This is a genomic window from Desulfobacter postgatei 2ac9 (assembly GCF_000233695.2).
In the GTDB taxonomy this organism is placed as follows: domain Bacteria; phylum Desulfobacterota; class Desulfobacteria; order Desulfobacterales; family Desulfobacteraceae; genus Desulfobacter; species Desulfobacter postgatei.
In genome coordinates this window covers 2,201,802-2,227,978 of the sequence record NZ_CM001488.1, presented here as the reverse complement: position 1 = coordinate 2,227,978, position 26,177 = coordinate 2,201,802, and the positions used below count along the sequence as shown (strand labels likewise).

General features: G+C 47.1%; 22 protein-coding genes and 2 tRNA genes. 13 read left to right on the top strand and 11 right to left on the bottom strand.

Annotation, left to right across the window (positions count from 1 at the left end; translation table 11 throughout):
- Positions 1–15: 15 nt before the first annotated feature.
- The 7 genes from proX to DESPODRAFT_RS10200 all read left to right on the top strand — a co-directional run bounded on the left by proX (position 16) and on the right by DESPODRAFT_RS10200 (position 5,729).
- Positions 16–1,050 (top strand): glycine betaine/L-proline ABC transporter substrate-binding protein ProX, encoded by a 1,035-nt coding sequence (gene proX / locus DESPODRAFT_RS10230; protein WP_004073343.1) that lies wholly within the window; start codon positions 16–18, stop codon positions 1,048–1,050.
- A 159-nt stretch (positions 1,051–1,209) separates the two neighbouring features.
- Entirely contained in the window at positions 1,210–1,599 is a 390-nt protein-coding gene (locus DESPODRAFT_RS10225; protein WP_004073342.1) for a hypothetical protein, read from the top strand.
- Between the two features lie 262 nt (positions 1,600–1,861).
- Entirely contained in the window at positions 1,862–2,236 is a 375-nt protein-coding gene (locus tag DESPODRAFT_RS21075; protein WP_040015936.1) for an ATP-binding cassette domain-containing protein, read from the top strand.
- The gene (locus tag DESPODRAFT_RS21070) at positions 2,221–2,604 is read left to right on the top strand and encodes an ATP-binding cassette domain-containing protein (protein ID WP_040015935.1); all 384 of its coding nucleotides are present in this window, start codon (positions 2,221–2,223) and stop codon (positions 2,602–2,604) included. The genes DESPODRAFT_RS21075 and DESPODRAFT_RS21070 overlap by 16 nt, the downstream gene beginning before the upstream one ends.
- A 152-nt stretch (positions 2,605–2,756) precedes the next feature.
- Positions 2,757–3,590, top strand: coding sequence for an ABC transporter permease (locus tag DESPODRAFT_RS21065; protein ID WP_371905021.1), 834 nt, complete (start codon positions 2,757–2,759; stop codon positions 3,588–3,590).
- 95 nt (positions 3,591–3,685) lie between these two features.
- Positions 3,686–4,231, top strand: a complete 546-nt coding sequence (locus DESPODRAFT_RS10205; RefSeq protein WP_004073340.1) for a DUF3334 family protein — start codon at positions 3,686–3,688, stop codon at positions 4,229–4,231.
- 40 nt (positions 4,232–4,271) lie between these two features.
- A complete protein-coding gene (locus DESPODRAFT_RS10200) occupies positions 4,272–5,729 on the top strand; it encodes a M48 family metallopeptidase (protein ID WP_245531888.1) in 1,458 nt (485 codons plus the stop codon).
- Here DESPODRAFT_RS10200 and fusA read toward each other — a convergent pair.
- Entirely contained in the window at positions 5,707–7,740 is a 2,034-nt protein-coding gene (gene fusA, locus DESPODRAFT_RS10195; RefSeq protein WP_040015934.1) for an elongation factor G, read from the bottom strand. The genes DESPODRAFT_RS10200 and fusA overlap by 23 nt on opposite strands.
- 247 nt (positions 7,741–7,987) lie before the next feature.
- On the opposite strand from fusA, the gene DESPODRAFT_RS10190 reads away from it, so the two are divergent.
- The 4 genes from DESPODRAFT_RS10190 to DESPODRAFT_RS10175 are packed head-to-tail and all read left to right on the top strand — an operon-like array spanning position 7,988 to position 11,928.
- The gene (locus DESPODRAFT_RS10190; RefSeq protein ID WP_004073337.1) at positions 7,988–8,479 is read left to right on the top strand and encodes a hypothetical protein; all 492 of its coding nucleotides are present in this window, start codon (positions 7,988–7,990) and stop codon (positions 8,477–8,479) included.
- A 29-nt stretch (positions 8,480–8,508) separates the two neighbouring features.
- A complete protein-coding gene (locus DESPODRAFT_RS10185) occupies positions 8,509–9,468 on the top strand; it encodes a D-alanine--D-alanine ligase family protein (RefSeq protein ID WP_004073336.1) in 960 nt (319 codons plus the stop codon).
- Complete coding sequence (purD, locus tag DESPODRAFT_RS10180; RefSeq protein WP_004073335.1) at positions 9,465–11,228, top strand: phosphoribosylamine--glycine ligase; 1,764 nt, start codon at positions 9,465–9,467, stop codon at positions 11,226–11,228. The genes DESPODRAFT_RS10185 and purD overlap by 4 nt, the downstream gene beginning before the upstream one ends.
- A gap of 58 nt (positions 11,229–11,286) precedes the next feature.
- Positions 11,287–11,928 carry an L-threonylcarbamoyladenylate synthase gene (locus DESPODRAFT_RS10175; protein ID WP_004073334.1) on the top strand — a complete coding sequence of 214 codons (642 nt, stop codon included), beginning with the start codon at positions 11,287–11,289 and terminating at the stop codon, positions 11,926–11,928.
- An 81-nt stretch (positions 11,929–12,009) separates the two neighbouring features.
- Here the strand turns inward: DESPODRAFT_RS10175 and DESPODRAFT_RS10170 are convergent, their stop codons facing one another.
- The 5 genes from DESPODRAFT_RS10170 to DESPODRAFT_RS10145 all read right to left on the bottom strand — a co-directional run bounded on the left by DESPODRAFT_RS10170 (position 12,010) and on the right by DESPODRAFT_RS10145 (position 17,235).
- On the bottom strand, positions 12,010–12,822 hold the full coding sequence (locus DESPODRAFT_RS10170; protein ID WP_004073333.1) for a DUF3108 domain-containing protein: 813 nt from the start codon (positions 12,820–12,822) through the stop codon (positions 12,010–12,012).
- Positions 12,819–14,996 carry a DNA translocase FtsK gene (locus DESPODRAFT_RS10165; protein WP_004073332.1) on the bottom strand — a complete coding sequence of 726 codons (2,178 nt, stop codon included), beginning with the start codon at positions 14,994–14,996 and terminating at the stop codon, positions 12,819–12,821. The genes DESPODRAFT_RS10170 and DESPODRAFT_RS10165 overlap by 4 nt, the downstream gene beginning before the upstream one ends.
- A 245-nt stretch (positions 14,997–15,241) precedes the next feature.
- Positions 15,242–16,585, bottom strand: a complete 1,344-nt coding sequence (locus DESPODRAFT_RS10155; protein WP_004073331.1) for an N-acetylmuramoyl-L-alanine amidase — start codon at positions 16,583–16,585, stop codon at positions 15,242–15,244.
- A gap of 177 nt (positions 16,586–16,762) precedes the next feature.
- A tRNA-Leu gene (locus tag DESPODRAFT_RS10150) sits at positions 16,763–16,849 on the bottom strand.
- Positions 16,850–17,147: 298 nt separating this feature from the next.
- Positions 17,148–17,235, bottom strand: a tRNA-Leu gene (locus tag DESPODRAFT_RS10145).
- A gap of 309 nt (positions 17,236–17,544) precedes the next feature.
- Between DESPODRAFT_RS10145 and DESPODRAFT_RS10140 the strand changes: the two genes are divergently transcribed.
- Entirely contained in the window at positions 17,545–20,565 is a 3,021-nt protein-coding gene (locus tag DESPODRAFT_RS10140) for a hypothetical protein (RefSeq protein WP_004073330.1), read from the top strand.
- A gap of 118 nt (positions 20,566–20,683) precedes the next feature.
- Positions 20,684–21,118 (top strand): hypothetical protein, encoded by a 435-nt coding sequence (locus tag DESPODRAFT_RS10135; RefSeq protein ID WP_004073329.1) that lies wholly within the window; start codon positions 20,684–20,686, stop codon positions 21,116–21,118.
- A gap of 80 nt (positions 21,119–21,198) precedes the next feature.
- Here DESPODRAFT_RS10135 and DESPODRAFT_RS10130 read toward each other — a convergent pair whose 3' ends face one another.
- The 5 genes from DESPODRAFT_RS10130 to DESPODRAFT_RS10110 are packed head-to-tail and all read right to left on the bottom strand — an operon-like array spanning position 21,199 to position 26,125.
- On the bottom strand, positions 21,199–21,564 hold the full coding sequence (locus tag DESPODRAFT_RS10130) for a YdbL family probable chaperone protein (protein WP_004073328.1): 366 nt from the start codon (positions 21,562–21,564) through the stop codon (positions 21,199–21,201).
- The gene (locus DESPODRAFT_RS10125) at positions 21,564–21,791 is read right to left on the bottom strand and encodes a YnbE family lipoprotein (RefSeq protein ID WP_004073327.1); all 228 of its coding nucleotides are present in this window, start codon (positions 21,789–21,791) and stop codon (positions 21,564–21,566) included. The genes DESPODRAFT_RS10130 and DESPODRAFT_RS10125 overlap by 1 nt, the downstream gene beginning before the upstream one ends.
- Before the next feature lie 14 nt (positions 21,792–21,805).
- Complete coding sequence (locus DESPODRAFT_RS10120) at positions 21,806–24,331, bottom strand: intermembrane phospholipid transport protein YdbH family protein (RefSeq protein WP_004073326.1); 2,526 nt, start codon at positions 24,329–24,331, stop codon at positions 21,806–21,808.
- Positions 24,321–25,298, bottom strand: a complete 978-nt coding sequence (locus tag DESPODRAFT_RS10115; RefSeq protein ID WP_004073325.1) for a rhomboid family intramembrane serine protease — start codon at positions 25,296–25,298, stop codon at positions 24,321–24,323. The genes DESPODRAFT_RS10120 and DESPODRAFT_RS10115 overlap by 11 nt, the downstream gene beginning before the upstream one ends.
- Positions 25,295–26,125 carry a putative molybdenum carrier protein gene (locus DESPODRAFT_RS10110; protein WP_004073324.1) on the bottom strand — a complete coding sequence of 277 codons (831 nt, stop codon included), beginning with the start codon at positions 26,123–26,125 and terminating at the stop codon, positions 25,295–25,297. The genes DESPODRAFT_RS10115 and DESPODRAFT_RS10110 overlap by 4 nt, the downstream gene beginning before the upstream one ends.
- Positions 26,126–26,177 lie beyond the last annotated feature (52 nt).

Genomic DNA, 26,177 nt, shown 5'->3' with positions numbered 1-26,177 from the left:
CATAAAGGAGAAATTATGAGCGTCGCAAAAAACATCTGCTTTGTTCTGATCGCTGTTTCCATGATCATGGCCGCACCGGCCTTCGCATCTTCGGATAAACCCGGAGAAGGCATCACAGTTAAGCCTGCACGGGCCACTTGGAACACAGGTTATTTCCAGGAAGCAATAGTCAGCCGGGCTTTGACCGAATTGGGTTATACAGTTGATAAGCCCAAAGATCTGAAAAACCCGATTTTTTATAAAGCATTAACCTTGGGAGATTTAGACTACTGGTGCAATGGCTGGTTTCCCATGCACAACAGCCAGTTGCCAAAAAATTTTAATGACAAGGCCCAGAAAATCGGATACGTGGCCAAAGCCGGTGGTCTGCAGGGATATCTGGTATCTAAAAACGCGGTTGAAAAATACAACATCAAATCTTTGGATGACTTTAAACGTGAAGAGGTTAAAAAGGCCTTTGACAAAAACCATGACGGCAAAGCGGATCTGACCGCCTGTCCTCCGGGGTGGGGATGCGAAAAAGTCATTGCCCACCACTTAAAGGTTTATGATCTCGAAGATGATATCAATCCTGTAAAAGCATCTTATGAAGCAGGCATGGCGTCTGCCATCGGTGCAGACAGAGCAGGAGAACCCATATTCTTTTACACCTGGACCCCGAACTGGACTGTATATAAACTCAAACCCGGGAAAGACGTGATGTGGATCAACGTGCCTAAAATTCTACCCACTGAAACCCAGGCCATAGCCGCGGACATGATGACCCAGTCCGGCATTGAAGGCGCAGTTACGGATCCGGTCAAACTGGGATTTGTTGTTTCGGATATCCGTATGGTAGCCAACAAAAAATTTTTAGCGGACAATCCTGCGGCCAAAAAATTTTTTGAACTCTTCACTCTGCCCCTTGCAGATATTAATGAGCAGAACACCCGCATGAACGCGGGTGAAAAATCAGCAAAAGAGATCCAGAAGCATGTGACGGAGTGGATTGCTAAAAATCAGAAAAAATGGGATGACTGGCTGGCCCAGGCCAGGGCCGCTGCAAAATAGACTGTTCCTTTCTTTCAAAATATACACCCCTGCAGGAGTCTTATTTTTGGTGTCAATATTCTGAGTAAATAGTTGACGGCGGGCCTGTAATTATTGTATACGTATAAAGTTTTAATAGAGTTTTACTAGTTCCACCAACTATAAACAAAGGAGAAAGCGATGAAAATTAAGATGAGTGTACTGATTGTCAGTTTTGTTTTTCTTTTCGCAATGGTCTTTGCCGGCTGTGGAGAGCAGGGCACGTCGAACCAAGCCACCAAAGCACCTGAAGCTGAAACTAAAGTAGAAGTTGAAACGCAAGACGCTGAAGCTGAAACTAAAGTAATTGAGGAAGTTGAAATCCAAGACGCTGAAGCTGAAACCCAAGCAGTTGAAAAAGTTGAAAGCCAAGCTCCTGAAGCTTCAACTAACGCGGTTAAGGAAATTGAAGCCAAAGCTGCTGAGATTGCAACGCAAGCAGTTGAGGAAGTTAAAACTAAAGCGGCTGAACTTGGAACCCAAGCAGCTGAAAAGGCTGCGGAGACACAGGAAGCCCCAGCTGCAAAATAGAATTGTTTTTTTTCACGACAGTTACGCCCCCTGCATCAATACCTCCTTGCAGGGGGTTTTGTTTTTGGCATCAGCATCTTGTGTTTAAATCTTTTAGCACCCGAATTAAATAAAGTAAATAACGATGAAAACCAAACTGCGTGTGCTGATTGTCAGTTTTCTTTTTCTTTTCGATATAATCATTGCCGGCTGCGGAGAGCAGGCCACACCGAAACAAGCCACTAACACGGCGAAATAGCAGGAAGCACGGGCTGAGGAAAAAATGTACTACCTCAACGGTATGATGGCAGGAATATTGAAGGATATTTGCAAATCATTCCAGGGGGTTCATGCCAACAAGGATATCAATCTTGAAGTCAGTTCCGGAGAGATATTAGGCCTGCTCGGGGAGAACGCTGCCGGCAAGACAACACTGATGAATATCCTTTACGGCATTTACGAGCCGGATTCGGGAACTATCCTGATCAACGGCAAGCCGATGTGTATCTCCAATCCGGTGAAATCCATCAATCTTGGCATCGGCATGGTTCACCAGCACTTCATGCTGATCCAGAACCATTCCGTAATTGAAAATATCGCTTTGGGATATAAGGACACCCCGTTTTTTTCCCCCGGAAAGTGTTGCGGCAAAAAATAAAAGCGTTTTCAAGCCAGTTTGATTTCCAGATTGACCTTGATCAAAAGGTATGGCAGCTTTCCGGCGGCAATATCCAGAAACTGATTTTGGGCCGGGAAATCAGTGAACAACCCAAATTGCTCGTGGCCTCTCACCCCACCTACGGGCTTGATGTGGGCGCTACCCAGTTCCTGAGTGAACACCTGTTGAAACTGTGCCGCCAGGGTAGTTCCGTACTCCTGTTTTCAGAGGACCTGGATGAAATCTTCGAACTGTGCGACCGGGTGGCCGTAATTTTCGCAGGTGAGTTCATGGGGATTCTGGAGACCGACGATGAGCGCATCAAGGATATCGGATTGATGATGGCCGGATCAAAACGCATTGAGTAGTGAGTCTTGAGTAGTGAGAAAAACAGCTTGTTTTTAAATCTCACTACTCAAGACTCAAGACTCAACACTTTTAAAAGATATATTACCCATGATACGGATTACCACAAGTAACCGCTACAATATCACCCCTTTAAGGTCCTTTATAACCAAATATCGGCGCCGAGGACCAGCTGCTCATGGGCGGCATTTTTGCCACATGGACGGCCCAGCATCTGAGAAACGCCCTGCCCTCTGCTCTTATCGTTCCGTTGATATTTGCAGCCGGCTTCATCGGCGGTGCATTATGGGGCATTATACCGGCCATACTGAAAATTAAATATGCCATCAACGAGGTCATCACCACCCTGATGCTCAACTATATCTGTGCAGAATTTTTAACCATGCTTATTGTGGGGCCATGGAAGGGGAAAACCCGGTTTGGATTTCCGGGTACTGATGCCCTGCCTGACGCAGCCATTTTAGGCGTACTGCCGGGATCTCGCATTCATTATGCGACCCTGATCCTGGCCATTGTCCTGGCCATAGCCGCCTGGTTTTTCATGGAACTCACCCGCATGGGCATTCAGATCAGATCCACCGGAGAAAATCCCAAAGCCACAGAGAGCCAGGGAGTAAACGTCTCTTTGATTCGATATGCCTGCGTTCTGGTGGGTGGTGTTTTCTCAGCACTTGCCGGGGCCCACCTGTCGATTTCCTACTCATCCTCCTGGGTGGAAGGCATGACTGCCGGCCGCGGCTGGATCGCCATTGCCCTGACCATATTTGCCCTGTGGAATCCGGGCCGGGCCATTTTTGCCTCATTCCTTTTTGGCGGCATTTTTGTACTCCAATACCTGCTCCAACCCCTGGGGATATCCCCCAATTTTCTGGCCATGCTGCCCTACCTGTGTACCCTGATCATCCTTTTGGCCATATCTTTTAAAAATCCAAGACGCCTAAATGCGCCGGCCTGGCTGGGGGCGGCTTATAAACGAGGCGAGCGATAAGAATTTGACATTTTACCCTGTTTTGTCCATAATTTTAAAACTATCAAAACATCACCCGACCCGATAACACCACGAGATTCCATGAAGGAGCCACAATGGAAATATCAAACAATCATTCCATCGACAGTATTGCCAAAATTTTCCTGAATACAACCCAACACATACTTGAAAAAAGCACAGGGAAAGAAATAAACTACGCCAACACCATCCAGAAAATCACCAGAATATCCATGAGACCGGATCTAACCTGTTTTGTTCAGTTCTACGGAGACTATATGGGTCTTGTGATTTTCAATTTCAGTGAGGAAGCTGCATTTGAAATTTACAGGCATTACATGATCAACATGGGCATGCCCGAAGATGAACTGGCCGTCTCCACTTCCGACCCTGAAGTGCCGGATACCATCGGGGAAATCACAAACCAGCTCATGGGGCAGCTGATAAAAGCCGTAGAAGAAGCATATGACCTGAATGCCTGCTACGGCCAGCCCAAGGCATTAACCATCAGTTCGGCAATTTCTCTGTCCATTAACGACACTTACACGGAAAACAGACGCCTCTCCTTTAAAATCAATAATTATATCTTCCGTATTGAATTATCCATGGAGAATACTGAATTCATCGATGTGGCCGCCCTCTGACAAAACCGTCAACCGTCAAAAAAAACAGCTCTTGGTAAACATGACACAATTAAAACAGGCTGTAAGCCTTATTCTGTTCTTTGTCCTTTTATGCCCGACCAGCACCTTTGCCATCTCCATTCCCGATGAACTTAAACTTGGCAAAGAATATTTACAACTCATGAAAAATAAAGATGTCATTCTTTATGATCCCGTTGCCCAGAAGATGATCGAAATTGTGGGCAACGCCATTGTCAAGCCATTGCCGCCCCAGCCCTTTCATTTTGATTTTTTTATGGTCAATGACGACTCCTTTAATGCCTTTGCAATGCCGGCTGCCAATATTTTTGTGCACAGCGGATTAATTGCGTCTCTGGATAACATCGACGAACTTGCAGGCATTCTCGCCCATGAGATCGGCCATGCCGTGGGCAGACATGTATCCCAGTCCATAGACCGCTCCAAAATAGTGGCAACCGGCAGCCTGGCCGGGATGGTGGCCGGCATTCTGGTAGGCGCTGCGGCAGGCAGTTCGGAAGCGGGTCAGGCCCTGAGCATTGGCTCCATGGCTGCCGGGCAGTCAGCCATGCTGACCTATACCCGGGAAAATGAAACCGAAGCAGACCAGAAGGCGGTTCTTTTTCTTGAACAAACAGGATATTCGCCCCAAGGGATACTGGACAGTCTGCTGAAAATCAGACAGGCCGATTACCAGGGAATTGAAAATATTCCCGATTACTTTAAAACCCACCCAGGCACAGCAGCCAGGGTATCCCATTTATCGGGAATTCTTGCAGATTACAAACCGCCTGCCGACAAACCCGCACCACCAAAAAATTTTGACTACAACATGGTCAAATATCGGGTCATCGGCCTTTACGGCGACACTGATACATACATCCCAAAAATTGAAATTGCCCTGCAAAACGATCCTGACAATGTGGCGTTTCACTACGGCCTGGGGCTTTTGTACGGCCGGTCCACACGAATAAATGAAGGAATTGAACAGCTCAATAAAGCCCTGAACAAAGATCCGTTTGAACCGATGATTCTTTTGGAATTAGGCCGGCTTTACATCAGCAACACTGAATACACCCGCGCCATAACGATTCTGGACAGTATGGCAGATGATCCCCTGCTGGGGGACTGGGCCATTTTTAACCGCTGCGTTGCCCAGATTCAAAACGGCAATCTGCCGGCAGCCGAAAAGGGCCTTGAACATGTACTTGGCAGCGGCAAACCCGGATTTGAAAAAGCCAATTACCACATGGCAGAAATCATGTCCAGGCAGTCAAAACAGGCCCTGTCCAACTATTATCTCGGGGTGTATTATGCCCGAATCCATGACGAACAAAATGCAGCCCGCCAGCTTGAACGGGCAATTGAGACCCTGGACGATGAAAAGATGCGGGAAAAGGCCCAAAACGAACTGGAGAATCTGGAAGGCAAGGGCAAAAAAGAGGAAGGGACCCGAATAGAATATTTCAATAATTTCATCACACCGCATCAAAACGCTTAAACTGCATGGTAAAGGTGCCCCGTCCCTGGGTGGCGGAACGAATGGCTGTGGAATAGCCGAACATCCTTGACAAGGGGACCACGGCTTTGACGAGCTGGATGCCGAATTTCGCGGTAATGGATTCCACTCTGCCACCCCTGGCATTCAGGTCTGCAATGGCATCCCCCATATTGGCATCCGGCACGAACACCTCCACATCCATGATGGGTTCAAGCAAGGCCATTTTGGCTTTTTTCAGGGCCTCTTTTACGGCCATGGCTGCACAGACCCCAAAGCCAAGCTCCGATGCCTTTCCTTCCTCGCTGAACCCGTCAGCCAAGACAATTTCAATATCCACAATGGGATATCCTTTGAGAAACCCACCCTCCAGGCTCTCCCTGATTGCGGTTTCAATATTCTGAAGATACTGGGGCGCAATTTTTTCCTCGGGTACAAGGGATTTGAAGGTAACCCCCTGGCCCCGGCCCAGGGGATTAAGTTCCACGGTAACGTTGGCATAATGGGCTTTACCCTGAATCTCCCGTTCAAAGACGGCCTGGCCGGTTGCAGGCGCTGTAATGATTTCCCGGTAAACGACCTGGGGTTTGCCCACATTCACACTGGTATTGAACTCCTTGACCATCCTTGAAATGATGATTTCGAGATGAAGCTCGCCCATGCCGGACAAAATGGTCTGACCGGTCTCCTCATCCTTGCTGGTTTGAAGGGTGGGATCCTCAATCATGAATTTTGCCAGCACATCATCAAGCTTTTCCTGATCGGCATGGGTTTTGGGCTCAATGGCAATGGAGATAACCGGCTGCGCATATTCCATTTTTTCCAAAAACACCGGATGGTCCGGATTGCAAAGGGTATCACCGGTACCGGAATCCTTAAGCCCCACAATACCGATGATATCACCGGCCGAGGCCTCATCCAGGCGTTCGCGCTTGTTGGCGTGCATCCTTAAAAGTCTGGACAATTTCTCCTTGCGGTTCAGGGCAGGATTAAAGACATCCGCCCCCGAAGCAATTTTCCCTGAATAGATCCGGGCAAAGGAGAGTTTTCGGCCCTCGATCATGGATACCTTGAAAATCAGAGCAGCCAGCGGACCGTTTTTTTCCGGCTTGAATTCAAGGATGTCACCGGTTTCGGGGTGCTCGCCTTTAACCGGGGGAACGTCCTTGGGGCTTGGCAGGTAATAGTCTATGGCGTCCAGAAGCGGCTGAATCCCTTTGTTCCTAAGGGCTGATCCGCACAATACAGGAACCATGGTCCGGCGGATGGTGGCAGCTCGGATGGCCGCCCGAAGTTCATCCACGGAGATCTCTTCTTCGCCCAGGTATTTTTCCATGATGGTGTCGTCAAGTTCGGACACTGCTTCAAGCATTTTATCCCGGTACGCTTCAGCCAGATCCAGAAACTCATCGTCAATGGGCCCAGATGTGTATTCAGCGCCCAGGGTCTCATCGTTCCAGGCAATCTGCTCCATGGTCAGAAGGTCAATAACGCCTCGGAACTGGTCCTCGGCCCCGATGGGTACCTGGATCATTACGGGATTGGCAGCCAGTTTTTTCCGAATGGAATCACAGGCGGCAAAAAAATCGGCACCGGTGCGGTCCATTTTGTTGATAAAGGCCATTCTCGGGACCTTGTACCGGTCTGCCTGACGCCAGACCGTTTCGGACTGGGGTTCCACCCCGCCCACGGCGCAAAACACCCCAATGGCCCCGTCCAAAACTCGCAAAGCCCGTTCCACCTCCACGGTGAAATCAACATGGCCCGGGGTGTCGATGATTTGGATGGTAGCCCCTTTCCACAGACAGTAGGTCACGGCCGAAGTAATGGTAATCCCTCGCTCCTGCTCATCCTGCATCCAGTCCATGGTGGCCTCGCCGTCATGCACTTCACCTATCTTATGGGACCTTCCCGTATAATAGAGAATGCGCTCCGTCACCGTGGTCTTGCCCGCGTCAATATGGGCCATGATCCCGATGTTCCTGATCTTTGATATATTCTTTTGCTTGCTCATAGGTATCGTATCTATAATTAATAATTGGCATAGTGGTGATACAGTATTGCCCTTTAGGTGTCAAGAAAATAGCTTGCAAAACACTGCCTGGTTTAATAGAATTCACTTTCTGATGCGGGTCTACGTAAAGGCCAAACTATAAAAAACTAAATTACCTGATGGCCAAGCTTGATGCGGTTTGTTCAAACGGACCCGGCAGTGCCTTGGCCCGGGATCGGTACAAAACGTCATTATAGAGAAAAATAAAATGAGTATACGCAAAAAAGACAAAGACGGATTATTTAAAAATATTTTTGTTGCATATTTTATCCTGCTGCTCCACGTATTTCTTCTGGCCGGCATCGGCCTGACCGCGTTGCTGTTCCAGGGCATTTATCATTATCTTCCATGGATCATGGCAGGCATTGCCATCCTGGTACTCTCCATTGTCTGGTTCATTTACCACAGGATGAGAGAAACATCTTCCTCGTTAAGCGAGGTGCTGGGCACCCCGCAATTCCATGACAGGACTGTGGAGATACGACTGCTCGGCGGTCTTGCGTCCTTTGAAATCAAAGCCAAAGAGCCCCCCTTGCTGCAAAACCACACCAACATTTCCCCCTATGCCGATACCGGCCTCATTGAAAGCGCAGATGACAGGGCGGAACGTAAATTGCTGGAAATCAACGGGCTTTATGAAAAGGATCTGATCTCCAAAGAAGAGTTCGAAAAAGCGCGTCAGAACATCATTCAAGGCTGATCATCCAATCAATACCACAGGAGAAATGTATGAAAAAAATCAGGCTGGCCCTGTTATCAGGTGGTGTCTCTTCAGAGCGGGAAGTATCCTTAAACAGCGGAAATCAGGTATTTGAATCCCTTGATAAAGAAAAATACGACATCAAACGGTATGATCCCAAATTTGATCTGGCAAAGCTTGTAACAGATGCACCGAATATTGATGCGGCCCTGATTATTCTCCATGGCCCCTTTGGGGAAGACGGTACGGTTCAGGGGCTTTTGGATCTTTTAGACATTCCCTATCAGGGGGCAGGTGTTTTAGGCTCCGCCCTTGCCATGAACAAACTGATCGCCAAAAGACTTTACCGCCAGGCAGGCATCCCCACCCCGGATTATATCTGCATTTCCATCCAGGACCCGGACCCAGATCCACAAAAGGTAAAGGATCTTGGTTTCCCCCTGGTGGTCAAACCCGTCTGTGCCGGCTCCTCGGTAGGCATGAGCATCGTATCAAATGAAAAAGAGCTGCCTGCCGCCATTGAAAAAGGATTCCAAAATGATGACACCCTGATCCTTGAACAATATATCAAGGGCACTGAACTGACCTGCGGGGTTCTGGGCAATCAGGAGATTGAGGCTCTGCCTGTCATTGAAATAATTCCGGGTGAAGGCCATGAATTTTTCGATTACCATGCCAAATATGTGGCAGGCGCAACCGACGAAATATGCCCTGCCCGCATTGACGAGCAAACCACCCAAAAGGTCCATCAGCTTGCCGTTCAAGCCCACAGGACCCTGTGTCTCAAAGGCTATTCCAGAACGGACATGCTGTTGAAAGACGGCCAATTATATGTTCTTGAAACCAATACCATCCCCGGCATGACAGCCACCAGCCTTTTCCCCCAGTCTGCAGCCAAGGCGGGCTATGAATTTGGCGTCCTCATGGACAAACTCATTGAACTTGCCATAGAAGAAAATAAAAGAACGAATTTAAGGAGAGCCCAATGAAAATTCTTGTAGTCGGCAGCGGCGGCCGGGAACATACACTGGTCTGGAAAATCGCCCAAAGCCCGCTTGTAGATAAAATATACTGTGCCCCCGGCAATGCAGGCACCGCAACCCAGGCTGAGAATGTAAATATCAACGCTGAAGACATTAACGCGCTTGCAGCTTTTGCAGAGCAAAATCAGATCGATTTGACTGTTGTGGGTCCTGAAGGTCCGCTGGTGGCAGGGATTGCAGATATTTTTCAAGAAAAGGGGCTGGCCGTTTTCGGTCCGTCCGGAGCCGCAGCACAGCTTGAAGGCTCCAAGGTATTTTCCAAAAATCATATGCTCAAATACGGAATACCTTGTGCTGCGGGCAAAGCCTTTACCGATCCTAAGCGGGCCAAGCTTTATGCAAAAGCCCTGGGCGCACCCTGCGTGGTCAAGGCCGACGGATTGGCCGCCGGCAAGGGCGTAATTGTCTGCACAAGCCTTGAAGAGGCATACACCGCCATTGACGACATGCTGAAAGGCAACAAATTCGGTGATGCCGGCGCCGTGGTGGTGGTGGAGGAGTGTCTTAACGGGGAGGAAGCCTCCTTTATCGTTCTAACGGACGGCAACACCGTGCTTGCCCTGCCCGAATCCCAGGACCACAAACGGATATACGATGATGACAAAGGCCCCAATACCGGCGGCATGGGCGCATATTCGCCGGCACCTGTCCTGGATCACCTGCTGCGCACAAAAGCCATGGAAGAGGTGATGATCCCGGCGGTTAAAGGCATGGCCAATGAAGGCACACCCTTTAAAGGGGTTCTCTATGCCGGATTAATGGTAGACAAGGAGAGCATCAGGGTACTGGAATTCAATACCCGTCTTGGCGATCCTGAAACCCAGCCCATCCTCATGCGGCTGAAAAACGACCTGGTACCGTTGATGGAAGCCTGCTGCAACGGGACCCTGCATAATCATACAATCAAGATTGATCCACGGGCTGCCATGTGTGTGGTCATTGCTGCGGGCGGATATCCGGGATCTTACGAAAAAGGCCATGAGATCACAGGGCTGGATCAAGCCAATCGGGTCAAGGACACCGTGGTATTCCATGCCGGTACGGCCATGGACAACGGCAAGGTGGTAGCATCCGGCGGCCGGGTGCTTGGGGTGACATCCCTGGGCGATACGGTTGCAGACGCCATTAATACTGCATATGAAGCCTGTGCTAAAATTGATTTCAAGGACTGCTTCAAAAGAAAGGATATTGGGGCCAAGGCATTGAAACGCATGGCCATCCCGCCCCAGGTGGGTGTAATCATGGGCTCTGACTCTGATTTTTCGGTGATGAAAAGCGCCCTGGTCATGCTCAAAAGATTCGACATCCCCTACTATGTCACCGTGGCCTCGGCCCACAGGACCCCCGAAAAGGCAGTTCAGCTGGCGGCCCAGGCCCGGGAACAGGGGGTCAAGGTACTCATTTGCGGGGCAGGACATGCGGCACATTTAGCCGGTGTCATTGCCGCCCACACCACCCTGCCCGTTTTGGGTGTTCCCATTGATTCCAGTGCCCTTCAAGGCATGGATGCGCTTTTAGCAACGGTGCAGATGCCTCCCGGCATTCCGGTCTCCACCATGGCCATCGGCAAATCCGGGGCCCAGAACGCCGGCATCACAGCGGCCCAGATCATCGGGGTGGCTGATCAGTTGGTGGCTGAGAAACTGGCTGCATTTAAAAAGGAAATGGCAGACAAGGTGGCACGGAAGGCGGCTTCTTTTGCGTGATGTCGTTGTTGCCCGACGTGAAGCTCCATTTTAGTCCTGATTTTAAAAAAATCAAAACATGACCCAAAACAAAATCATCCGGGTGGATAAAACCAATCCGGATTTGGACATCATCATCCAGGCCGCCGGCATTCTTAAAACCGGCGGCCTGGTGATTTTTCCGGCGTCCTGTCTTTACGGGGTGGCTGCCAACGCCCTGTGCGCCGATGCCGTTGAAAAAGTATTCCAACTCAAACAACGCCCCCGCAACAACCCTATTCTGGTATTGATAAAAAACAGGGATCAGCTTAACGGACTTGTTACAAGAATTCCGGGCAAGGCCCGGGTCCTCATGGACAGGTTCTGGCCCGGCGGCGTGACCCTGGTATTTGATGCGGCAGGCAATGTTACCCCCCAGCTTACTGCAGGACGCCATAAACTCGGCATCCGCCTGCCCGGACACCCGGTGGCCCGGGCCCTGGTCAACAGTGTTGATTTCCCTGTCACCGGCACCAGCGCCAATCTGTCCGGCTGTCCCGGGTGTACCCGAATAGATATGTTGTGCCCTGAAATTGTTGAAAAAGCCGACTTGATCCTGGACGCAGGGCCGGTTCAAGGCGGTGCCGGTTCAACTGTTGTTGACGTAAGCGTAACACCACCCAAAATTTTGCGCCAGGGTGCGACCCCCGCAGCAGACATTTATGACTGCCTAAAAGAGTGATCCTTTGATTTGAAGTTGATCACATTCATTACCGACAGCCATATTTAAACGTATGGTATCTCATAATACCGCCATGAACTGTTAGCGTATAGAAACAAGCTCACCAATGATTGAACCGATAATCACTTTAGACTGGATGCGAACCGGGAGGCGCCTTTCATCCCTGGTAATCCAGAAACGCAACCTAGGCTTGTCGCTTTTTTCAAACACCCCGCCAAAATGGATAACCTCAGGCTCAATCACATAGGTATCATAGGTGGTGTTAAAACATGTTATGGTCTCTTGTCCCACAACCGTTGCTCTGCCCATAAAACATTTTTTCCCGTCAGTGATGGGAAATTTGATCTCCTTTTTGTCGCCTAAATCCATGCCGCGTATTTTATAAAATGCCGCAAGCGGGTCAAATGTGCCGGGAGGAATCGTTATCGGCTCTCTTGGGGCATTAAAATTTGAATATCTGGCTACACCTTGTTCCCAATCAAACTGCACGAGGATATCGCGTTGTTCGCTCCCTGTCTCTTTTTTGCTGTAACGAACTGAACGGTTGAGATCAAGGTTCGTATATGAATCAAATTGATCTCGAATTTGATAGAAGACATCCACCAGTGGAGAGGTTTCCACCTTCAATGAAAAGTGCCGGCAAGGTTGTTCGCCGACCTTTGTCACGGGCTGAACATTAAAGGAGGCAACGCCTGCCTCAATCGTCTCCCAGCGGATCTGATATACAAGCTGCTCTCCCGGGGAGAAGGGCAGTTGATTTTCTGACGCTTCTTTATCCGAGGCCTTTACCGATGACCCGCATAAAAAAGATAAAAACAGCAGCATTAAAAAAAAGAATCCGGTAATAACAAAATTGGGCAATGCCCGCTTCCACTTTAATTTGATCTTATTCATTCAATAAACCCGATTACCTGGCGGGGCCTGACACCGTCGGAAGGGGCGACAACCCCCTGTTTTTCCATAAGATCAATAATCCGCGCTGCCCGGTTGTAACCGATCCGTAACGCCCGCTGCACCCCGGATATGGAGGCCTGACGGGTGGACATGACAAGGTCGAGGGCCTGCTGATACTTTTCATCATACTCATCATCGTCAAACGCCATTGTATGCTGGGGCTCTTCTTTTTCCATGGTAACATCCATAATATATTGGGGTGTTCCCTGGGCCTTGACAAAGGATGTGATGGCGCTTAATTCCCGTTCGGACAAATATGTACCATGGACCCGCTTGAGCCGGGCCGTGCCCGGGGGGACAAAAAGCATGTCTCCCCTGCCCAGAAGCGTTTCCGCCCCATTGGCATCAATGATGGTCCTGGAGTCAGTCTTGGATGAGACCTGAAAGGAAATCCGGGTGGGGAAGTTGGCCTTGATAATACCGGTGAGAACATCCACGGAAGGCCGCTGGGTGGCCAGAATCAGGTGGATGCCTGCAGCCCTTGCCATCTGGGCAATGCGGGTCAAAGAAAATTCAATATCCTTGCTGGCGGTCATCATCAGATCGGCCAGTTCGTCAATGATTACGACAATATAGGGAAAGGGGGTAAATTCCTCGTCCATATCCGACAAATCCATCTGTGACAAATCAGTGGTCCGGACTTTTTTATTGTACTGCTCTATGTTTCGCACATGCAGCAGGGCCAGTTTCTCATACCGCTGCTCCATTTCCCTGACTACCCACTGAAGGGCAATATTGGCCTTTTTCATGTCTGTGATCACAGGGGTAATCAGATGAGGAATGTCGTTGAACAATGAAAGTTCAATACGCTTGGGATCAATCATAATGAATTTAACCTGGTCAGGGCTTGATTTATACAGAATGCTGCAGATCATCGCGTTGAGCGCGACGCTTTTACCGGTTCCTGTGGCCCCGGCAATAAGCAGATGAGGCATTCTTTCAAGTCCGACCACCACGGGTTTTCCGATGATATCCTTACCCAGGCAGATGGGCGCAGGGGATTTGGTTTCAGAAAAGGCTGAAGCGCCCACAACATCCCTGAAAGGCACAACACACATGGCGGGATTAGGAATCTCAATGCCAATGACATCCTTGCCCGGAATAGGGGCCACAATACGGATACTCAAGGCGCTTAAGGCCAGGGCCAGATCATCGGCCAGGCTGACGATCTTGCTGATCTTGATACCCGGGGCGGGCTTGTACTCAAAGGTGGTGATTACAGGACCCGGCAGTACTTCCATGATTTCGCCCTTGATGCCGAAGTATCCCAATTTTTGCTCCAGCAATTCAGCATCCCGTCTGATGGCCTCATGGTCCACCACGGTCTCCTCGCCCCCCTTTTCAAGAAAATCCAGGGAAGGCAGTCGGTACGCGCCATCACCACTGTTCTGAAGATTTTCCCGGCAGAAAGGCTTGTCTGCGGGCTTGGCTGAATCCAGCCGGACAGGATTCGTAATTTTTACCTCGTTTTCCGGTGTCTCCACGGGTTTTGACTGGCCCTCTCTGGCTTTTTTCAGGGTATCAAGAACCTGTGTCACCAAAAACCCGGGGGAGGCTGGTGTCTGCACGGTGTTTTTTTCGGGTTCCTTCAGGTCAGGCTCCGGCCGGGGGGTATCCCTTATTTCAGGAATGGGTAAAGGGAAGGCGCAGGGTTCGAACTCAAGGGTCAAACCCGAAATATCATCATCTTGACAGGCAGTCGGTTTTTCTTCATCCGTTTTTAAGGGTATTGACTCTAAAGAAGCCGGCACATCGACAACAGAATCACCGGGAGGTATTTTGAGCGACTCATGGGCTTTAAGCAGTTCATCATATCTGTTTCTAAGCCTGACATACCGGTCTGCCAGATTCAGATTGGCCAGCAGCAGTTTGACATATGGATTGGGCTTATTCTGTCCGTCAAAGGTCTTGTTCGCTTTTTCCATTTCAGCGATCATCACCGTTGCAATACGTTCGGCATCACCCTGCCCAATCTCCCCACCAATCTTAAATTGATACTCTCCGCATTCGGTTCTCAAACACAAAAGATTGTTATCTAAGCTATAATTCTTATTTTCCACGCTAAATAATACTTTCCTGGAATAGTACTTATGAACAACGGCCGACACGGTCATAATCGGTCAGCCCACATCAAATCCGTCAAAAATCCAAACCGTTGCCGTTAATCTTTCATTAAAAGATACCGAGCACAGCCGCATATTTTATATCATAACCTAGGCCGGGATTCCAGGCAGTTGAAATATTTCCGTTTTCGCTTTGACACAAATGCCCGCCGTAACGGGATTTAAGTCTTCCCATATCAATTATGTGTAAGGGAGGATAAGGAATCGGAAAAAAAGCTATTGCCGGTTTCCTGCCATTAACCCGCGGTTGGCAGGTAAACACCTGTTCCTTTAGGCAAATCCTTGAAATCCGGAATCCTGTTGCCTTGGACCGGACCCCGGCCCGGAATATGGTAAACGGTTCCGGGATCTTTAAACTTTGCACCGGCTATCCCATAGGCCGTTTTATCTTTTGTTATGATAAAAGGGCCTTTATACCCCACCACCAGACGGGTACCTGACGGCAGGTCATCCCAGTTCGAAATTGCACATCCCCTCAAAATCCGATCCGAGGGAAGAAAATAAATGGTAGAGGCCGCATGGTAAGCCTCTCCAGCATGGCACCTGGCGGTCATCGGTCCGGAAATGATTTTTATGATGTCTTTAGCCTCTTGCCGAACTTGTGCCGTCTGCTGGTTGAGCAATACCTTTGTGCCCACGGGCAAACGGTCCCAGCCCAAACTTGAGGCAACCCTGTCACCCGCCAGGGTGTTTCCGCCAGGCAGCACATAGACCGTGCTGGAGGCATTATAATCCTCACCGGCAATGGCCCAGGCAGAATTTTGTTTAGAAATAACATCGGATTTCAAAACTTGAAACGCCGTATTGCCTTTATGAACAACAGCCTTGGAAGTCGAATAAAACACCTGGGCCAGCATGGGATCCGGTGTAAGACGACCAGCCCTGACATCAGGATCAAAAGGCCAGGTTGGCCCGAGTCCTGCCCGGGTTCTGTCAAAATTTTTCGCACATCGCTTGCGCCCTCTGTGATTGTTGGAAAACCATGGATTAGGTCTGCCGTATGCAATCTGACTGTGGGTCAGAATATCTTTATCCTGAAGTCCATAGGCCCGTTTAAGTATCAACAGCAGCATCTCCGCAGACGTGTATTGACTGGTAGTCAAGGGGGCATCGTGGTAGCCGACAAATTCGATGCCCACTGAGATATCGCTGACATCAGATCTCCCGTCCCACATGGACAGGCCGGCATGGTCAGCCCGGTATTTTTTATCCAGAATCCGGTAAACCCTCCCGTTCCTGGCAATAACATAATTGGCATGCCCGCCGGGTGTGGTCCGGCCGTTTTTAAACCGCTTGCCTCTGGAAACCACTCTTAAAGTACTTTCCAGTTCCAGCTCGGAAGTATGCACGATGATCAGCCGGGTCCTGGTGCGCACCTTTTTTTTAAATCTCGGATTGATCCGTGAACGGTAATCTATAATGCGGCTCTGAAAACGGACAAGGCCTGGATGGGAATAGGAGGCTTGTGCAACCTGACACGAGGGCATTGTCAACAGTATCATAACCAACACCAGGACAATAACCGATACCAGGGCAGAACCCTTTGAAAAATAAAAATTGTCAGAAAGTTCGATATTCATGGGTCCAAATATATCAATACAGGTCCGAGATTGCAAAGGTACTTCATATAAAGAATCCAAAAAAGGAAAATTTTATATCCACCGGTATTAAGGAATGAGCACAAAATAAGGAGATCATTTTAAAAAAAGAAGGGTTTTGACTTTTTATCTAAAATAGCCAAAACCCTTCCTGGAAGCTGGTACCGGAGGTCGGACTTGAACCGACAAGGCCCGAAGGCCGGAGGATTTTGAGTCCTCTGCGTCTACCAATTCCACCACTCCGGCGTAGAGCCCTTTTTTTAATGGAATTGTGTCTGCTTGTCAATCCCCAAATTCACTGCCTTAATTTAATATATTTTTCCGATGCCGATTTTTAAATTTTTGTCAGGGTGTTTTTGATTCCAGGCTCTACAAAAAGAGTAACCTGGGGACGGCAGGCACGATATATGCTGACTTGAGTTCTGTTCATGTGAACAGGTTACCGGATTAGGCAAAAAAAATCAGCTGGGCACAATTTCAGGCACAGTGACCGCATCCAAAATAAAAAGGCTCCCAACTGAAACGCTGAAAGCCTTGATATGCTTGGTACCTGGGACGAGAATTGAACTCGTACAGTGCTAAGCACCGAGGGATTTTAAGTCCCTTGCGTCTACCAGTTCCGCCACCCAGGCATTTAATGATGTGAAAAATATATTATTGCGCATGGATTTGCAAGTCTAAATCCATAGTTCTTCCTTGACACGTCATCATTCTGTATGTTTTATGGAATTTGCTGTCGCGTTAAAAAGCCGATGGAAGCGAACAAAGGAGTTTTTATGCCGGAATTGTAACTTGAAAAACAAATATTTTTTCAAAAATGTGTTGAGTTTTATGCCCATTTGTGTCCGGGCGTACATTTGGGCTCCAGGCTGCCATGCCCGGTATGGATTTTCTTTCAGAGGCAAGGGCACTGGTAAATTTACATTAAGGCGGATTTTTTGATGTGGAAGGCCATTAATTCTATCTTTTTTGACCGGCGGGATTACAAACTCATTGAGATTGTAACCTCGGTGTATAACGAACCCAAAACGCTCGGGTACACAGGCAAACTGCTATATCCTTATTTTCACCCTTTAGGGATAAAAGAACTTGCAGAATCCAGAGGCCTTCGCGCTGCATATTCCATTGTCAACCTCATGGAATCCATTGAAAGCGGTGATATCACACGACGCCTTAAAGCCTTGGCAGGCCTTAAGGACGATCTTGTGGACACCGTTGGCGGTCCCATGCCCAAAAATACGTCCAGGGTATTGCTGCAGATTATGAAAGACCTGGTTCGGGCAAAGGGAGAACCTGAACATCAGCTTAAACTGGCCCACGATTTCAGAATTGCCGCATTTGGCAAACCCAGGGCTATCCGACATCTGCTTGACCACTACCATCTGCTTGAAATGCCCGAAGAGTGGAATCAGATCACCTTTGATGACCATGTCCATGATGCAAACACCTCGGGCAGAAAAAGTGCCACACACCTGATCATGGATGCCTGGATCAAAGGCATTCGAAGCCTGCGTGTGATATACTATCACTATATTGAACCCAAATGCGCATTGGAGCTGATTGAAGCGGCCAGGATCATGGAAATTGATTTGAGAATCGGTATTGAATTCTGGCCCCTTCACCGGGACAGATATATCTCTCTTATCTGGGTCTCCCGGGGGCTGCCTAACCTTGAATCCTTTTTGAGCTTTCTTGCCCGACCATCAGTGATTCAGTTCATGGAACAAGGGAAAGCCCTTGAAAAGTTCCAGGAAAAATATCTCTATCGCTTGTTGGACGAATTTAATGCGTCAGGACGTATGGAATTGTGCCGGGATCTTGATATCACCATGACGCCTGTTGTGGCTGAAGAATTTCTCGATTTTGTCGGACCTGGTCAGCCAAGCTTTCAATACCTTGGCGAATTCATCCACTCAAAAGTCATTAAGGCCATTCAAATAGAGATTTCCCGATTAAAAGAGAGAGAAACCACTCCGCAGGCCGAAACGCACCTTGACCGTCTGTCCAAAACAATGAATGATTTCATGGTCAGTGACATTCTTGAACAATACCTTGATGGCGCAAACTTTTTCAGCGGGCTTTACGATTATGTTAAAGAAAAAGGAGATTCTGCCCCCCCAAGGCTTTGTGTAAGCTTTTGCACACTTTTGGACCAAGTTGAAGAACTTCTTGACGATTTCCGAATTACCCTCAATCTTGACAGGCTTGGGCCTGAAGATGTGCTTGAACTTTTATATGAAAGCTACGGCAGGATCAATAGAATTGAAATTATCAATCTAAAAAAATACAATCCCCTGGACAATGAAGTCATGCTGCGCGTCAATGAACTGAAAGAAGCGGTCAATCAGGGGAGTATATTAAAATTAAAGCGCATTATTTCAAAAATTATTGCAGATGTCCAAAAACATGATCTCCATCAGAAGCAAGACCGGCTGAACAACCTGTCTATGATCCTCAACGACATTAACGAATTCAAGCATATGTTTGATGTCCGTCCCATCAAGTTAAGAATCGGGTCCGACTCTACAGGTAAGCCGGGGCATTACGGCATGGGGTTTGCGGTTCTTGATACCCTGCCCTTCAGGGTTCGGAAAAAAATCAGAAAAGAAAACGGCGGCAGACTGCGCCTTCCTGTTAATGTCAAAACCAACCTGTGCACCACCACATCCCCTCCTGAATCTCTTTCCGATACTATTGCCTGGATACCTGGTATACACAGGCTATTTTCCACGATAAAAAGGTCGTGGATACCCGAATTTTACCTGCTTGACGCCGGTTCCAAAGGTAATCTGGTGACCCTTGGACGATCAGCTTTGATGGGACAAAAAAATAATTTTGTTACAACATCCGATCAAAAATCAAAATCAAAAAAATCTTTTAAATACCTGAACACCCCGCTTAAAAATTTTTTCAAGGTCATTGTAGGATTTATTCCGGCCCAGCTTTGCTTCATGCTGACCAAAGAGTGGTGGCTTCTGGCCTATTTTGGTGCCTTGATGTGGTTCGGAATAACGGGCATAAGAAATGTGATACAGTCGGTACTCGGCGGAGGTGGTATTAGAAGGGCATCACGTTTAAAATGGAACGACTACGTCAGTTGGGACAGGCTTGCGGATTCCCTTCTATTTACAGGGTTCTCAGTCCCCCTTCTGGATTATCTTGTTAAAACACTCCTTTTGGACAAAACATTGGGCATTACGATAAATAGCGGCCCTGTGATGCTTTATAGCGTCATGGGTCTTGCCAACGGTATATATCTTTCCAGCCATAATTTTTTCAGGGGACTGCCCAAAGGAGCCGTGACCGGCAATTTTTTCAGGAGCATCCTTTCCATTCCGGTTGCCGTCGTGCTCAGTGCACTAACAGGAACTATTTTAGGGTCTTTCAATATTCCAAATGTTAACGGGATTCTTCAAAAATGGGCGGCTATCATTTCAAAAGGAGCATCTGATGTTGTGGCCGGATTTATTGAAGCTGCGGCAGACCGCTCTGTCTACACACGACTTAGGAAACAAAATATCCGGAAAAAAATTTCTGAACTTTTTCATATTTACTCCCAACTCATCATGCTGTTTCCTGAAACGGAAGAATTGAATATTTTAGAAAATTCAAGCATACTTTTGGATAACAAAAACTCGGAAGTCCGGGATCTGGCAACACTGATCATCATTAATGCCCTGGATCTGTTTTATTTCTGGATGTACCTGCCCAGGGCCCAGTCCTCATTAATACATGTGGTTTCAGACATGACGCCGGAAGAAAAGGCAATATTTTTCCAGGCCCAGAACATGCTGCGTCATGAGCATCATATCAGCAGATTGTTTGTGGACGGAATTCTAGGCAAAAATTTTTCCAGGCCTCTCACCTTTTATCTGACCTTATACCGGACCTATCTTGACAGCATTAAAAAGGTAAAGGCCTCTATCCTGCATGAAAAATCAGACGACAAACCATATTCATAAACAGACTTATTTTTATATGTTTTCCTGCTATAGCCTGAATTTTGCTTGATAATAACACCGAAGTTATCATATAATATTCATTTCATAATAATGGCTTATTTATTTTAAGGATAGTTCAATGGCAAAAATGTTTTACACCGGGAATAGGGAATCCAAGCTTCTTTCCAAAATTGAATCTTCAAAGGAGCGGGAAAGAATTAAAACCATCAGCGCTATCCGGGATAACATTGATTCATTCAGCAATAAAGTTTCCATGAAACTTATTGAAACCGGGCTCATTGAAACCGTAAGCAAATCCAGTGTGGAAAACCAGATTGTGCGTTGCTTGGACAACCTGTGCCGGGCCGAGGATTTTGATATTGACTATGCGGTGGCCCCATTCAGATCCCTGGTTTCAAACCCCAATATTGCCAGCCTTTATTTGACTGCATTTGTGGTTGAAAACTTGATCAACCATAAAGATGTCATTGATATATACGGCAGCGACGATGATATTTACTTTTGCATTCAAAAGGAATTAACGGCTCTGATGGAGGGTAGCAGCGGACGCTGATCAACCTGTCTACCGTCTCATTTCAAATTAATAAATGTCGCTTTTCCGGAATCATATCCGGAAAAGCGACCTGTTCTTTATTATTTCCTAATCCAGGCACCAGCCTCGTTCTGGTAATAGTGGCCTTCTGTGCCGTTCGAAAACAGGGTGGCTGCCCTTCTTTTCTGAACAAGCTGGATCGAGACATTCTGCTGTTTTGCAATCTGGATGTAAATGGTTTTGCGATCCTGGTTTTCGGCTGCCACCACGTCTTGTTTTTCTTTTTGGGCGGTGACAAATTCAAGATAACCGGTATTTGTTTCGCCAACAATGCCTCTATTTTTTAAATCGACAATCTGTGGGAGCCGTTGTGTCATGCGTTCTTTAATACTATCGGCAAACGCCATAGTGCCGAAGACAAAAGAGAGGGCAATGGTCATGGCAAGCAAAAATTTAATGGATTTCATTATTCAGTTCCTCCTGTTTTAGGCTGATTATTTTCAAGCTTTTCCTGGGCCGCATCAATATCACCGAAGAAATCATCCAAGGCCTTGTCAACCTTGACATTTACATCAATCGTAATATGGATGGGTTTAATTTCAACCGGTTTGACTTCAATTTCGTGACTGGTGCTGCAGCCGACCAATGCCGGAAAAATAATACTGACAACCACCAACCCACATCGTTTTAGCATGACAACCTCACTTTTTAAGGGTTCATAATCCGCTTCAAGTTACTGCCAAATTGAATAACCTGGTTAAATGGCAGGCTTAAATTAACATCGAGTTTGATTCCCTGAAAATTTGATCCAGGGCTTTGTCCATTACGGCGAACAAAGGAATTCAGGTTTCGATCATATTCAAAGGGTAAAACAGATAGAGGCTTTCCATCAAGCTCCATGTTTACGGCAAGTGTATCCTCATGGGTATTCAGTTTAAGCGTCACCCACTTGTACTCAAAATTTTTTAACGCTTCCCCTGCAAGATCAAGTTGAGAGAATTCAGGCGTATTCTTTGGAACTCCGGCAAGCATCCTGTCAAGATTTGTGATAAAAATCCGGCCTCCCTCCCCGGGTGTAGAAAAAAGAAAGCCGTTATCAAAACCGATTTCATTTTTTTTCATAACCACCGGAATACGCCCGCTTAAGGTACCACCCCCTTCTGCATCAAAGGCGCCAAGCTGATGAAATAGGTCTTCCATCTCAAGCCGGTCACAATATAAGGTTAAATGGATGGCGTTATCCTCTGACGGCAGTCTGAACGCTTCTGTTGAGACAATCCCATTGCACCAGTTAAATTTAAAATTTTCAATATTAATGGATTTTCCATCTTCAAGGCTGAATCTTATTTTTCCATTATTACCGTTAAAGCGGCCGGCATTAAATGTGTCAATATTTATATACTGGCCTGGAAGGGTTTCAGGGACCATAAGGTCATTAAAATGCATGCCGGCAGATATCCCGGAGACCGAAAAACCGGGTTCAAGAAAGTTTAATGTGCCGTTGGAGACCTGTATATCGGCAGATGAATTAATATTTTGATTTATATAGGAAAAATCTGCCTTGGCAGATATGTCAAATTTAAGATCACCCATCTGAGATATACCGGGAATAAAGGGAATCAGTGTATTTTCGGTAACGGAGAATTTATCAGTGGCAATTTGACATTTGGCAAAAGGACTCATAGCAGAATCAAGGCCGGCTGTGGCGGAAAAATCAATGGTCAGGCCCGAAAATCCGAGACGGGTCACCTTTCCTGTAATATCCATGCCAAAATCTGATGCCTGGACGACCTTTGCAGAAACAGCAGGGGCGATCTTATCATGCAGGACAATTTTTTTTGCCCCTGCCCGACCAAAAGTTTTTATATTTCTAAAAGGATAGGTCATGGGCAGTTCAAAATAAACACCTTGGGCCCGGATGCCTTTATCTTTGATGTTTTGTCGAAAGTCTATTTTGTCAATTAGGGCATCAAGCTTTACATGCTTTAAAGAGTCAGGTCGCCAGAAATTACCATCAAATTCGGTTTTTACCTGTACCCCGGAAATATTGAGAACATCCTTGTGTTTGGCTTTATTCTTTCTAAAGGACTTAATGCCTGTCCCCGAAAAAGTCAACTGACCGGCCTGGTGTTCAAAATCGCCTGAAACAAAGAGCCTGAAGTGGGGATCAAAAAGTTGAATTTGATCTGTAAAATCAATCGGATAAAAAGATAATGCCATGGATTTAGGTGTAAGGCCCCAGGTCTTGGTGACTTCATTTTGAAACGTCAAAGAGAATTGATCAATTGTACCGGATGCCATTTGGGAAAAAATTTCAAATCTGAACGGACCCAAATCAATTCCAGGACTTATGATCTGCACGGGCCCGTCTGCCTTGAGAGCCATTACTCTTTTATCATGAGACAAAACACCTGAAATTTTAGGAAAATTAAAGTTTAAACGAGGCGCCGCTTCAAGCCCAAGGTTATTGAGTTCAAAATGAAAGTTTGAAAAATCTTTTGTTTCAATTGAAAAATCCACAGGCCCGTGAAATTTGCTCAAGATCCGATCCCCATCCGGGACCATGGCCAAAAGCATCTCAGGATAAAGATGTTCTGCGAAAATTTTCATTTGCACGGGGCCGTGTAAAAATTTAGCTGTGGCCCAAAGCGTGATCTTTTGATTCATGGGAAGGATGGACATTTTCATCTCCCCAAGAAGCGTCTTGCGATCCAGTTGAATATCTGCCGTCACTGGTATGCAAAACCGATCTTTTCCAACCTTAATAATGAGGGTACTGTTTTTTAAAACAATGTCTTCGGGCAGATATGCAAAATATGATTCAAAGGCGCTGATATCAAAAACAGGGCGGCCTGTATTATCCACGTCCTTATCCCGGGGAAATGAAAATCCGTTGACCCGGATTCTATTTTTTTCATCCAGATGAAGCGTCACATTAAGCCCGGATATAACGATTTTTTGAACACGGATAATATTTTTTGTATCAATGTGGTAGGAAAACCGTATGGTATCCAGGTGCAAATCCTCACCAAAAGAGATATCACTGATCTGGGTATCATTGACCCCCAAACGGGATATTGTGAAATCAAGGGGCTGGTTCCCCGCCAAAGGGCCAAGGGCTGAATGGATAATATGCTTTGAAATAGTTGGCAAAAAAATAATAATAGACTGGACACACAACACAAGTAGCAGGCATGTCGGCAATAAAATTTTTAAAGTCTTTTTAAATGACATTTTTAATGTCTACACGCAGCAAAAGATCACCCGGGGGCATACCTGGTATGGTTTTGCCCATCCCCTTAAGCCGCAACAATGATCCGCGCCTGACACCTGCAGGCACCACCACCCGGTAAACGGATTTTTTAAAACCCCAGGGGATGGTGACAAGCTTTTTAGTCCCTGTGAGCGCTTCAAGGGAGGTCAGTACAATGGCACCGTAAAGATCTGTTCCGCCTGACGGGTCTGCACCAGGGGTGACAACATGAAGCCTTGGGCTGCGTTTTTTCCGGGTGAATCTGTCAACACTTTTGCTGAATCCGATCTTGGGCAGTTTGGTGTTCAGAGTAATAAGGGCCATACCCGAAAGAAAACCGCCGATGTGGGCCCACCAGGCAACGCCGGCACCGGCACCCTGCCCTGTGGCGTTAATGAATTGAATAAAAAACCAGATCCCCAGAAAAACAAATGCAGGGATGCTGACGAACAAAGGGAAAATAAACACAGGGATCAGGGTGAGGATTTTATTTCGCGGATGAAGAAGAAAATAGGCCCCCATAACCCCTGCAATCGCACCGCTTGCACCAATGGTCGGCACAGCAGATGAATGGTTGAGCAAAAAATGGAAAAACGCGGCAAGGAGTCCGCAAAGCAGATAAAAGGCAATAAACCGAAACGGACCTATCTCCTGCTCAATGTTGTTACCGAAAATATACAGAAACCACATATTCCCGACAAAATGCCAGAAACCGCCGTGCAAAAACATATAGGTAAAAGGTGATGACAGTTTGTTCATTAGGGAAAAATAAGCTGCCATCTGTGCCATGGTGTATTTTGCAGGGACAAAACCGAATGTATAGGCAACTGCCTGATCATTAATTCCTGTGATCATCTGCCAGACAAAAACCAGACTGGAAATGAAAATAATGGTACAGGTCGCCACTGCACAGGATGCTGTTTCCTGTTCGTCTCTTAACGGGATCATGAAGACACCACCCTGAGCTGAAAATTTTTGGACAATCTGGTTTTAAGTTTTTTTAAAAGATCCATCACCGCATCTTCAGGCGTATATTCTTTAAGGGTTCTTCCTTTGGCAAGATGCTTGAACAGACCTGAATTTTTCTCATCCAGGTCAAGGGACAACTGCACATATTCAAGAAGGGCAAAGTAAATGCCGACCATCTGATGTGCTTGGCTCCTGGCGATCAGGGTCTTGCCCCTAAGCGTCAAGCTTTGTTCAAGAGCCTGTGTGACCTGTTTTACACTATCGAAAGATGTCGGAAAATCAAACCTTGCATCAATCATTTGGTCCACCGGCCATGAGTCTTCTTCAGTCTCAAGGAAATCCAGATACAGTACCGCTGTCAAAATAACTTTAACATCGTAATAAATATCAGGATCATGGCCGGCCCTTGGGCCTGCGACATTAAGTACCCGGATGCCTTGGTCGATAATAAAATCGTAAAGAATCAATGCCGCCTCAAAAATGTCCTGTTCCAGCAGATTTATTCTGCAGACCCATTTGCATATTTTCTGTGCCAACGCATAAGTCAGGGCTGAACCGCCGGTTAAAGAGCCCCTGGCAATGATAACCGTGCCGTCGGAATCAAGTATATTTTGTCGGGTTCTGGCAGGGTAATCCCTGGTCGCCATCTCTTTTAGATTGTAAAAATCGGGCAACGGTCCGGATTCCGTTCTCCTGCCTTTGGCAATCCATCCGCCATGGGGAATATTGAATTTTATGGCGACATCCAAAGCCGCACGGTCCGCCCCTGTCTGTCCGCCTGACACAATTTTATTTAAAAGGCCCATGGCATCCTTGTGTTGCATGCTTTTCGTAAATTATGAATGTCTTATCATACCA